Source organism: Stenotrophomonas sp. STEN240 (assembly GCF_056756175.1).
Genome location: NZ_JBRRBO010000035.1, coordinates 1 through 11,806 on the forward strand (window position 1 = coordinate 1; position 11,806 = coordinate 11,806).

The 11,806-nt window shown below is 65.1% G+C and carries 8 protein-coding genes; all 8 read right to left on the reverse strand.

Annotated elements, in window-relative coordinates:
* Positions 1–252: 252 nt before the first annotated feature.
* The 8 genes from ACVOKO_RS14120 to ACVOKO_RS14155 all read right to left on the reverse strand — a co-directional run bounded on the left by ACVOKO_RS14120 (position 253) and on the right by ACVOKO_RS14155 (position 11,800).
* The gene (locus tag ACVOKO_RS14120; protein WP_346499537.1) at positions 253–2,196 is read right to left on the reverse strand and encodes an N-acetylmuramoyl-L-alanine amidase; all 1,944 of its coding nucleotides are present in this window, start codon (positions 2,194–2,196) and stop codon (positions 253–255) included.
* A gap of 307 nt (positions 2,197–2,503) precedes the next feature.
* Positions 2,504–4,234: a carboxypeptidase regulatory-like domain-containing protein gene (locus tag ACVOKO_RS14125; protein ID WP_346499538.1), complete on the reverse strand. Its 1,731-nt coding sequence runs from the start codon at positions 4,232–4,234 to the stop codon at positions 2,504–2,506.
* The gene (locus tag ACVOKO_RS14130; protein ID WP_346499539.1) at positions 4,231–6,372 is read right to left on the reverse strand and encodes a hypothetical protein; all 2,142 of its coding nucleotides are present in this window, start codon (positions 6,370–6,372) and stop codon (positions 4,231–4,233) included. The genes ACVOKO_RS14125 and ACVOKO_RS14130 overlap by 4 nt, the downstream gene beginning before the upstream one ends.
* Entirely contained in the window at positions 6,369–7,517 is a 1,149-nt protein-coding gene (locus ACVOKO_RS14135; RefSeq protein WP_346499540.1) for a BatA domain-containing protein, read from the reverse strand. The genes ACVOKO_RS14130 and ACVOKO_RS14135 overlap by 4 nt, the downstream gene beginning before the upstream one ends.
* A complete protein-coding gene (locus ACVOKO_RS14140; RefSeq protein WP_346499541.1) occupies positions 7,514–8,416 on the reverse strand; it encodes a DUF58 domain-containing protein in 903 nt (300 codons plus the stop codon). The genes ACVOKO_RS14135 and ACVOKO_RS14140 overlap by 4 nt, the downstream gene beginning before the upstream one ends.
* Before the next feature lie 15 nt (positions 8,417–8,431).
* A complete protein-coding gene (locus tag ACVOKO_RS14145; protein WP_346499542.1) occupies positions 8,432–9,427 on the reverse strand; it encodes an AAA family ATPase in 996 nt (331 codons plus the stop codon).
* A 16-nt stretch (positions 9,428–9,443) separates the two neighbouring features.
* The gene (locus tag ACVOKO_RS14150; protein ID WP_430980787.1) at positions 9,444–10,178 is read right to left on the reverse strand and encodes a DUF4159 domain-containing protein; all 735 of its coding nucleotides are present in this window, start codon (positions 10,176–10,178) and stop codon (positions 9,444–9,446) included.
* A 287-nt stretch (positions 10,179–10,465) separates the two neighbouring features.
* Positions 10,466–11,800, reverse strand: a complete 1,335-nt coding sequence (locus ACVOKO_RS14155; RefSeq protein ID WP_346499544.1) for a TldD/PmbA family protein — start codon at positions 11,798–11,800, stop codon at positions 10,466–10,468.
* Positions 11,801–11,806: the final 6 nt, after the last annotated feature.

Below are 11,806 nucleotides of genomic sequence, written 5' to 3' on the forward strand. Positions count from 1 at the left end.
AAAAGCCAAAAGCCAAAAGCCAAAAGCCAAAAGCCAAAAGCCAAAAGCCAAAAGCCAAAAGCCAAAAGCCAAAAGCCAAAAGCCAAAAGCCAAAAGCCAAAAGCCAAAAGCCAAAAGCCAGAAGCCAAAAGCCAAAAGCCAAAAGCTAAATGCAAGAGCCAAAGCCAATGAACGTAGCCCGGGTAAGCGCAGCGCACCCGGGGCTCCATGCTCAGAACCCCCGGCACACCGCACCTACCTAAACAACCCCGCTCAGTTCTTTATCTGCACATCATCAATATAAACATTGAGGTCATACGCGGTATTGGCGTGGTACAGCCAGATCGCATCCAGCTTGACGCTGCTGCCAGTGATCGTGCCATTGCCATCCACCCACGCATTCCACTGCGCCGCATCGCTCAACGACCACGACACATAGGTCCAGGTATTGGCCGCAACCGCCTTGCTGGTTGAACGCTCGGTGCCGTCGCTGTCATCGATGCCGAGCCCGACGCTGGTTCCGCTGCCGCCACTCCATACCCAGAAACCAATCACACCATTGGCGCGGGTCAACGCGGTATTGCTGGCCGGAGTACCGCTGCCCGACAACAAACGCACGGCCCAGTCTGCAGTGCTGGCGGTGTTGTCCTTCAGCAAAACCCGCAGCGAACAGCTGCCGTTCTTCTGGGTGGTGCAATCGCGCGTGGCAGTGGACGCGGTGCTGATGCCGGTGGTGCTGCCCGAGTAGCTGGGGCTGGTATCGAAATGGCCAACGCTGCTTTCAAAGCGGTCCAGATACGTGATCGTGCCGGTGCCGCCGCCGCTGCCGGGGTTCAGCAGCCCGTAGTACTTGGACCAGTTCCAGTTGATGCCCGGGTCGGTGTGGGTCTGGCCACTGTAGTGCTGGTGGCCTTTGATCTTGACGCTGGTGGCCAACACATTGATGCCGCTGCTGGACGCACCGCTGTAAGCGCTGGCACAGCTGATCGCGCTGTAGCTGGCGCAGAAGTTGCGTACCAGCGCGGCCGAGGCGTCGTACATCGCATTTGTGTACCAGGAACTGTTGTCGACGTAGCCCTCATGCTCGATGCCCAAGGTGTAGCTGTTCTGGCTGCCTACGTGCCAAGCGGTGTCGGCGTTGCGCACCATCTGCGTCACCTGGCCGTCGGAAGAACGGATCACATAGTGCGCGCTGACCTGCGCCGATGCGTTCTTGAACCAGGAGATGGTGCCGGCATAACTGCCCTGTGTGGTGTGGATGGTCACTGCACTTACCGCTGCCGAACGTGAGCTGGAGTAGTTGGACGTCGACGCCGGGCTCCAGATCGCCGGGCCATAGTCGGTGCTCTGGATGCCGGCATCCAACGCGGGGCTGACAGCGTTGGCTGCGGCAGCCGCTTTGCGTGGCTGCAGGGTTTCGCTGATGGGATCAATCCGGAAGGCGTCGGTTTCAACCCGGTCCCTGCTGATGTCCAGGCGCACCATCGGTGCCCGCAACGTCACCAGTTGTGGCGCATCGAAGGCCTGTTCCCAGGCGATCGCGCGTTCCGGCACCACGATGCCGCGATCGTTGACGCCGCGGTCCTGCGCCAGCAGCACGTCGTAGGCAAAGCTGGTACGCGCATAGTCATCGACCGCGCTTCTCGCGCCCGCCGTCGCACTGGTAGGCGCATAGCCGGCATAACGCATCAGCGCCGGACGGATGGCTTCCGCTGCCGGTGCACCGTTGTTGCCGGCGTCGGGGTGATCCTGGCGGATCTGCGCATCCAGCAATGCGGCGGCGGCGAGGATGTTGGTGGCTGCATCGGTGCGTACCGCAGCAGCAGACACCCCCAACAGCTTGGCGGCTTCGCCTACCTGGTCTTCAAAACCCCCGCCGGCATACAGGCCCATCACTCCCCACGAAGGTGGCATGCGCAGGTGTGCATCGTTCTGGTCGTGTGCGTCCGGTTGCAACGGCGACCAGCGGCTTTGCACAAACGCCAACGCCTCCAGCGTGCCGCGCGGAATGCCGGGATAACGACGATAGGCTTGCTGGAAGTAGCGCACATACATCGCCCGCAAAGGCAGCATGCGGGCTTCTTCCATCTTCAGCTGCATGTCCAGCACCTGCTCGCTGTCGGCGACAGGTGCCTTGATGGTGGTTTGAGCGTAAGCGGGAACAACTACGGCACTGGTGATGACGGCAGACAGCAGCACGGCAGTATGACGGTGCATCATCGGTAGGACCCCCAAGCTTGGAACCCCCTGCGCCTGCGGTTCTACCCCAGTGTGGCTGCGCGTGGGTGAAGGCGACGGTGAATCAGTGATGGGGTTCAAGGAGTTGAGGGCTTGCTTGCGTGCAGTTTGGGCCGGAACCGAAATGCGGAAGGTGCCCCTTCGCAAAAGGGAGGGTCTGGTCGTGCGCCCGCATGCATGGCGAGAAGCCGATCTGCTTACCTCGATTGCGGGGCGAGATGGCGCAGTGTGGAAGGACGCCGTTGCTGCCGCTGTTGCAACAGCACCAAGCGCTGTCCACGCGACTTCAGCCTTGCGTTGCCACGCTGCTCGGCCGCCTGCGCTCCAACCACCAAAGCAGGGATGCAACCAATACGAAGCCCAGCAGCCAAGGCCAACGTGGGCCCGGAACCGGCAGTGGCGTTGAAGGTGCTGCACTACCGCGCATTGCAAACGTCGCGTCGTGCATCTGCTGTGCATGCAGTGCAATTGCCTTGGCGGGATCCAGCAGCAGGATGCTGTCGTGCTGGTCGCCTGCTTCAATACGATGCCAACCAGCCTTCTGCGGCCACGCGGCAACGCAGTTGTCAGCCGAAGGGTCGGGCAGCAGCGCGGTGCGGCTGCCGTCAGCGGCAAGCATGTGTACGGGCGCGGCCAAACCACACAGACCGATGCGCTCACCGCTCCATGCCCATGCCGGCAGCTGCAGCTTTGGCGCACCGGCTAGCGGCCGGGCCACGCTGGCCAGTGCGGCATTCCATAGTTCGGCGTGTGCATCGGCATGGCCTGCCAGCACCAGTGCATAGCTGTCGGTGACCGGCAGTACGCCAACCCGGCCCAAACCCAGCGCACGCCAGCCGCCTATCGGCGTGCCATCGGCAGCGCGTACCAAAGGCACAACATCCGTGCCGTTGAATTCCAGGTTGAAGCGTTCGACCGTGAGCGCGGTCTTGTTCTGCTCGGCATCGGTCGCGCTGCGCAAGGTCACCGGCTTGGTCTGGTCACCGCCGCGTGTGTCCAGTCCCCAGTCACGCAATGCACGCCGCGCATTGCCGTCCAGTGCGCCGCCGGTGCGCACCAGCACGCCGAGACCGGCGCGCAGCGCGTCGGTGATGGCAGCGCGTTGCGCGGAGGACAGCGATGCAAGCCGTCGCTCATCGAGCAGCAGCAGATCCAGCCGCGCCAGGCTGGCCGCATCGAGTGCGGCCGGTGCATCGCCCAGCTGCAGGCCACCGCCGATCAACATGCTGGTCTGCATCCGGGCGCCGATGTCGGTGCCCCAGCGCTGCAGATACTTCAGCTCGGGACCGGGCGCGCCGGCCAGCACGCGTATCGTCGGGGCGCTGCTTGCACGCGTACGCACCGGCACCGGTAGTTGATCCATGACCTTGCCGCCCGCATCCAGCACGCGCAGTACGAAGCTGACATCGCCAGGCTCACGGGCACTGGCATGCAAGGTGACGCGTCCGCTGCTATCGGGCTCGGCGATATCCGCGCGATGGCCGGCGGGATCCAGCAGCTCCACACGCGCTCCCGGCATTCCCTGCACACGGCTGTGGACGCTGAACGCTGCACCGGGCGCAAGCAACGGCGGCGGTCGCAGTTCCACCAGACCGCGCGGTGCGGCGTTGGGCAGGAAGCGCAGCGCTGGCAAGGCGATGTCGCGGTCGCGCGCAGGCAGGCCTTGTCCGATGACCACCAGCTCGCGTGTACCTGGATGCTGGCGCAGCGCGCTGGCCAGGTCCGGTACGGCTGTCGCAGCCGCCAAAGCGGGCGCTTCAGGCAGGCGCACATAGGCAGCGGCTGGCACCGCAGCCAGCTCGGCCGCGTTGGCGCCTGCGCTGGCAACCACCAAAGTGCCTGCGTGGCCTGGGCGCGAGGGTGGTTGCAGGGTGAAGTACAACAGGATGCCGGCGGCAAGCTGCAGCAACAGCAGGGTTGCCAACCGAACCGCAGGCGGGCGCGGTGGCAGCGCGAAGCGCAGGCTGGCCAGGGCCACGGCCAGCACGATCAGCGCCAGTGGGAGCCATTCCATCATCGTCCGGACTCCTGCGGTGCCGATAGCGCTTCAAGGTAACGGCGGCCGCTGGCATCGGCGGCGTTGCGCCGTGCCGGTGGGCCGTCAGCGCGCCGCAGCGCGGGCCAGAGCTGCGCGCGTAGGGTTTGCCGGCACGGCTGGCATTCGGGTTGCTGGCGCAGCGCGTCGATTGCGGCGACGACATCGAGTGGATCGGGCACGGCGTTGGGATGGGCGTCCAGCCAGCGCGACAGTGCATCCAGATCGACGGCGTCGTCGCGGGCGGCCAGGGCCTGCCATGCGTTGGCAGCCACCGCATCGGCGGCCGGGCGCGCATCGAGCTGCACCGCGCGATTGACCAGGCCATCGCGCTTGCCGGTCATGCGCCGGGCCATATCGATGGGCGGCAAGTCGCTGCCGACGCGCGCCAGATAGATGCGTTCGGCCTGCTGTACCTGTTTGATGAAGGCCAATGCCTTGTAGGCATACGGCAGTGCCTGATCGGGATGGCCCTGGCGCAGATGCCCTTCGGACTGCCACATCTGATCAAGCGCGGACTTGAGGATGGCGCGCGTCTGCGGGTCCAGCAGGGTGGCGGCTTCGGCGTGGTCGTGGGTGTGGCCGTACTCGGACAGCACATCGGTGGCGCTGCCGAATACCGGTGCGGGTGCGGTGCTGCCGCCATGATCGTGGCCGTCATCGTCGGCGTGATCGGCATGGCTGTCGGCAGCGGGCGCATCGCTGGTGGGCAGGTCGCCGGTGGGTGGGGCCTTTGCGCCGCCTTCGGCTTCCTCGCCGAGGAACTGGCCATAGCGCAGGCGCAGGATGCGCTGGTCCACGCCGATGGCGTCCGAGCGCTTGATGAAAGTATCCGCGTCCAGGCTGCCACGCTGCTTGAGCAGCGCTTCGGCGTCGATGATGATCTGCCGCTGGCTGCGGAAGTAAGCCGGCATCACCTTCTTGATCGCCCCTTCCAGGTCGCTGGCCTGCACCTGCTGCTCACTGGGCAGGCGCAGGATCAGGCTCGCGCTGCGCGCTTCCTGCGGCAGCGGGCTGCGATTGTCGCGAACGCTCAGCCGCGCGACGACTTCATCGCCCGGCTCCAAACCCAACGCGGCCAGATCAGCGCTATAGGCAAAGCGCCGCGCCGTGGCCGGGCCGCTGCCGCTCAGGCTGAGCTGGCGTTGCTGGAAGCTGATGTTTTCGCCGCTGCCTTTTGCCGTGGTGACATCCAGCGTCGCGGTGCTGTTCACGCCAAAATCGTCGGTCGCCTCGAAGCGAAGCTGCCACACGCGTTGGCGCGGTGCGGCCTGGTTGAGTGTCTGTGCCGGCTCGATCACCTTCACCTGCGGCGGACGGTCCACCACCACGTCAAGACGATAGGCGCGGCCGGCATCGGCCATGGCCGGCAGTGTATGGATGCGATACAGGCCTGCACGCTGCAGCACCTCGCTAGCGCGCCAGTAGTCGCCATCACGCTGCAAGGCTACGCGACGGCCATCGTGAAACTGCAACCAGGCCTGCTGCGGTTGCGGCGCAAACTGCAGACGCCATTGCAGGCGGCTGCCCTGCAGCGCACGCGCGTCCAGTTTGTCGCCCGAGCTGGCGGCTTGGCCGCTATACGCCGGCGGCGTTATCTGCAGCCAGCTGCCACGCAGCGCCGGTAAGCCGCTGCGTGCACTGCTGGCCACCGGGCTTGCATCCATCACACCCGCGGCACTGCCTGCGCTGCGCGGCCACAGCAGCGCAGCGGCCGCCAACAGCGCTGCTATCAGCCAGCACAGCAGCACGCGCTGCCAGGGCCAGCGCGGACGAAGATCGGGCGGTTCGCGCTGCAGGCGCTGTTCGATATGGCGGCGCTGCCGCTGCTGCAACGGATTGAGCGTGTCGGCTGGCGTAAACAGCAGATCGGCGCTGTCCTCGAAGCGGGTGTACTCGTTCAATCGTGCGATCAGCCAGCGGACATGCAGGCGTCGCGCGCGCCAGACAGCAGCGCCGACCGCCATCAACAGTGCGAGCGTGCAGACGATATAGCCAGCATCGAAGCCCAACACACGCGCGGCCAGCAGGCCGATGGCCAGGGCCAGCGGCAGGCCGGCGCATAGCCACACCAGCAGCGTGCGGCGGCGTGCAGCCTGCAGCAAAGCATGCGCGCTCATTGCTGGCTCCTGCGGCGTGGCGCGCTGGCCAGCCAGCGTTCAAGCAGGAACAGCAGGGCGATTGCCAGCAACAACCAATGACCCAGCTCGGTTGCGGGCTGTGGATAGGGGGCAGCACCTGTTTCTGGCTGCATGGTTGCGGCCAGGGCACGGCGCGGCGTCGGTGGGGCCTGCAGCACGGCACGCAGACCGCTGGGGAAGTCGGCATCAAGCAGGCTGGGAAGGCTGGCCGGTTGCAGCGGCGCTGCCCAGCGCAACCACTGGCCCTGCGCTGTGCCGATCTGTTCAATGACCAGGTTGCCGTTGCCATCACGCCACAGCGGCGTGCGCTGCGCATCGGTGGGAATTTGCGTGCGCGCGTCCACCAGCAGGCGGCCACCGCGTTGCAACCAGGCGGCTGTGTCGGCTGGCAATGGCTTGGCCGACAGCCACACATGCAGTTTGTCGTCATCGCTGAAAGCGGTGGCGTCGTCTGCGGCTTGCGGCCTGGGCCCATTCCATGCGCTGGCGACGGCATTGAGGTAACGCAGCCCCTGCTTGCCGGCCTCGTCGTGGCGAACCTGCATGGCAGGCGGCGCAATGGGCGCTGGTTTACCCGCCGCCGCTTGCTGCTCCACCACCTGCCAGCGCAAAGCACGCGAAAGCTGCGGGCGCTGGGCATCCAGGCCATCGAGTACCGATGGCACCACGACGGTCAGCGCGGTATCGGCCGGCAGGCTGGCGTCCAATGCGCGCAACAGGCTGGACACGGGCTGCGCGGCTGCCGGTGCTGCGGTTTTGTCGATGCGCGGGAAGCCCGGTGCCAGCCACACCCATTGCGCGTCGGCGTCCGCTACGGTGCGGCGGGCGGCGGCAAGATCAACGCCGGGCACTACCGCGACGCGCGGCTGCGTATCGACCACGCCAGTCAGTGCAGGCCGGGCCAGCAGCACGGCCAACAAGGCAAGCAGCAGCAGGCGCAGCACCAGCAGCGGCCATTCGTCGAAACGGATGCGCCGACGCGGGCGTGGCCGGGCCGACAACCAGCGCAGCGCGGCGAAATCGATGATGCGTTGTTCACTGCGGCGGGCAAGATGGATCAGCAACGGCAGCAGCAATGCGGCCAAAGCAAACAAACCGGCCGGGAACAGCCACAGCAGGCTCATGCGCCGCTCCCGGCGCGGCGCCCGAACAAGCGCTGCAGGGGCGCGTCGATGGCTTCGTCCAGATAGGCGGTGTCGTGGCGGATGCCTGCCGCCTGCAGACGCGCATCCAGCACGCGCTGCGCTTCGCCGAAACGGGACAGATAGGTGCTGCGCACGCTGGCGCCGTCGCTGAGCAGTTCGTCGCCGGTTTCAGGGTCACGGAAGCGATGGCCCTCGCGGAACGGGAAATCGCGTTCTTCCACCGTCAACAACTGCAGGTGCACAACATCGCGGCCGGCCTTGGCCAGACGCTCGGCAAGTTCGATGCCGGCCTCGTCGAAGCCATCGCCGATCATCACCACCAGGTCGTTGCTGGCAATGCGTTCCCACAGTGGAGACAGCCGTTGCTGCGCCGGCCATTGCCCGTGGGCACGCAGGGCGTGCAGCTGCAGATGCAGGCGGTCACGCTGGCGCAGGCCGTTGCCGGCGGGCAGCAACTTCACGCCATCGGCGCCGAGCGCGATCAGACCGAAATCGTCGCCCTGCTGCATGGCCAGTTCGGCAACGCAGGCGACCAGTGCCTTGGCCGCATCCAGCCGCTGCCAATCCGGGCGTACCTGATCGGGCTGGCCCATCGAGGCGCTGCAATCGAGCAGCACCCAGACGGTCATCGGGCTTTCGCGTTCGGATTCGCGCACGAAGAAGCGGTCCGAGCGTGCGTAGAGTTTCCAGTCGATCTGCCGCAGTTCGTCGCCGGGTTCATAAGCGCGGTACTGGGCGAACTCCAGCCCGGCACCGCGGCTGCGGCTGGCGTGCGCGCCGATGCCACGGCTGCCACTGGCCCGCTGCGGCCACAGCCGCAGGCTGCGCAGGCGGCTGCGCACATCGGCGGGGATCAGCGGTGGCGTGGGGGCGGCCATGCTTCAGTGGTCTTGTCAGGCCGGGAACGGCACCGCACGCAGCAGCGCGGCGATCACGTCATCGGCGCTCTTGTGCTCGGCCTCGGCGGCGAAGGACAGCAGCAGGCGATGGCGCATTACCGGTGCGGCCAGCGCCTGCACGTCTTCGCGGGTGGCGGCAAAGCGGCCCTGCAGCAGGGCGCGGGCCTTGGCGGCCAGCACCAGCGACTGACCGGCACGCGGGCCGGCGCCCCATTTGATCCAGTTGTTCACTTCAGCCGGTGCGCCGTCGCCAGGGCGGCTGGCACGGACCAGGCGGGTTATCCAGCTCAGCAGGTCGGGGCTGATGTGGACTTCGCGCACCGCTGCCTGCAGCGCCTTCACCGCTTCGGCGTCCATCACCTTCGGTACTACGCCGCTGTGGCTGCCGGTGGTCTGCGCCAGGATGTCGCGCTCCTCGGCTTCGCTGGGGTAATCCACGCGGACATGCAGCAGGAAGCGGTCCAGCTGTGCTTCCGGCAGCGGATAGGTGCCGGCCTGCTCGATCGGATTCTGCGTGGCCAGCACGAAGAATGGCGAGGGCAGGGCGTAGGTGGTGCCGGCGTAGCTGACGGTACGCTCCTGCATGGCTTCCAGCAGCGCGGCCTGGGTCTTGGGCGGAGTGCGGTTGAGTTCGTCGGCCAGCAGCAGGTTGGTGAAGATCGGGCCTTGCTGGAAGCGGAACGCGCGCTTGCCGGTGCCATGGTCTTCTTCCAGCAGCTCGGTGCCGAGAATATCGCTGGGCATCAGGTCGGGGGTGAACTGCACGCGGCGGAACTGCAGTTCCAGCGCCTGCCCGAGCGAGCGCACCAGCAGCGTCTTGCCGAGGCCGGGCGCGCCTTCGAGCAGGCAGTGGCCGCCAGCCAGCAGGCCGATCAGCAGTTGTTCGACGACGTCATGCTGGCCAACCACGGCTTGTGCGAGCGCGCTGCGCAGCTCGTTCAAGCGCGGCAGCAGGGAGTCGACATCGTGGCTGGGATCGGGGGCATTCATGCGGTCACCTGTGGGGTCAATGCGTCAGTGCGTACATCACGATGTTCACGCCGAACTTGGTGTTGTCTTCGGCCAGGAAGCGTTTGTTGCGCCAGTCGTAATCCCATTCGCAACCGTAGTCCTTGTTGCTGTAGAGAACGCCCAGCCGGCCATCGATGTCGATGCCCTTGAGGTAGTCGTGGACCAGATCATCGCCCCAGCCATTGAGCTCGAAACCGGTAGCTGGCGGGCCTTCGGGGAATTTGAAAAAGCTGTTGTAGATGGCGTGGTTGTTGGGCAGCTTCTTCAATGCGGTAGTGCCGAAGATGCTGCGCATCTGTGCTTCGAAGGAGGTGGCGAACAGGCCGTCGATATCGTGGTTGCAGTCATCGACGAAGACGAAGCCGCCGTTGCGCACGTAGCGTTCGAAGTTGCGGCGTTCTTCCGGGTTGAACTCGACCAGCTTGTGTCCGGCCAGGTAGCAGAATGGTGCGCGCAGCATCTTCGGGTCGGACAGTGCGATCACATGTTCGTTCGGGTCCACGCGCAGGGTGGTGTAGTCGACCAGCGAGGTGATCAGGTTCGACGGCATGCGCGCATCAACGTCCCAGTCACCGGAGTCGTAGCGCAGGCGGGTGAACCAGAAGTCGTAGCGGCTGGCCTGTGCGCGTGCCAGCCCCGGCAAGGCGGCCGTCACCGCACCGCCCAGCAGCAGGTGAAGGAATTGCGCTCGCGTTAGACGGGGTGAGGACAAAGGCGAAAATCTCAAGATGCTGAAAGCCCCTCTCCCGTTTACGGGAGAGGGGTTGGGGTGAGGGCGCTCTTAAAGCACGTAGAGCAAATGCTCCCCTCATCCGCCCCTTCGGGGCACTTTCTCCCGCAGGCGGGAGAAGGGATGAAGCAACTGCAACTGCAACAGCTAGAAGCCAAAGCTAGAAGCCAAAGCTAGAAGCCAAAGCTAAAAGCCAAAGCTAGAAGCCAAAGCTAAAAGCCAAAGCTAAAAGCCAAAGCTAAAAGCCAAAGCTAAAAGCCAAAGCTAAAAGCCAAAGCTAAAAGCAGTTACACCGCATCCGACAACGACGTAAACGTGAAGTCACGCAGCTTCATCGGCGGAATCATCATCACAAAGCTCGACTCATCACCGGCAACACGCACCGGCTTGCCCAGTTCGTCGATGTTGTTGAGCATGATCACCGGCGATTCGTTGAAGCGGAAGTTCTTCACCGGGTGCTTGATCTGGCCGTTCTCGATGTAGAAGGTGCCGTCGCGGGTCAGGCCGGTCAGCAGCACGGTCTGCGGGTCGACCATGCGGATGTACCAGGTGCGGGTGACCAGGATGCCTTTCTCGGTGCCACGCACCAGCTCGGCGATCGACTTGCTGCCGCCGCTCATCAGCAGGTTGCCGGCGCTGGCCTTGGCCGTTTTGCCCTGCTTCTGTGCCCAGTAACGCGTGTAGTCCAGGTTGGCGATCTTGCCGTCTTCGATGATGGCGACACGCTCACGCGGCAGGCCCTCACCATCCCACGGCAATACCGGTGCTTCCGGGTGCCACGGGTCGGCAAACAGATTGACCTTGCTGTCGTAGACCTGCTCGCCCAGCTTGTTGCCGCCGCCCTTCTTGGACAGGAAGCTGCGGCCTTCATCGGCCGAGCGCGCGTCGAAGAAATTCATCATGAAGCTGATCAGGCCCGCCGCTGCCGCCGGCTCCAGGATCACCGTGTACTTGCCCGGCTCCAGCGCCTTGGCTTCAGCCGACTCGGTAGCCTTGCGCTTGGCGATCTCGATGTCCTGGTCGGCCTTGAAGTCGGACGCGTCCTTCAGGTTGCGGCCTACCCAGCCCGAACCGCGACCGTCTTCGGTACGCACCGTGCAGGTGTAATCAAAGCTGGTCGACTTCTGGTAGCCGAAGTTGCCCTTGCTGTTGGCCATGGCGTAGAAGCCGTTGCCGTCTTCGAGGAAGCCGGCCGCGATCAGGCCGTGGCCACGGCAGGGGGTGATTGAATCGGCGGCAACCTGGGCGCGGAATTCCGGGGTGATCGCTGCAGTGGATTCACTGAAGGTCGGAGTCGGGCGGTATTCCTGCTTGCCGATGATGGCCATGAATTCCGGGTTTTCCGGCGCCAACCTGGCCAGGTCTTCGGCGCGGCGTACAACGCGCTCCAGCGCGGCATCGTCGAACTCATTGATCGAGGCGGTACCGACACGCTTGCCGAAAGATACTTCCACGGCCAGCTGCGCGTTGTTGACGATGCCGCTGGTGGATACGTTGTTCAGCGCAAAACGGATGTTGCCGTTGACCGAGCCGGCCAGCGTGGCGGTGCACTCATCGGCCTTGGACAGCGCGATGACCTTGTCCAGGATGGCCTTGGCTTCCTGTTCGGTGAAGATGCTCATGGTTCA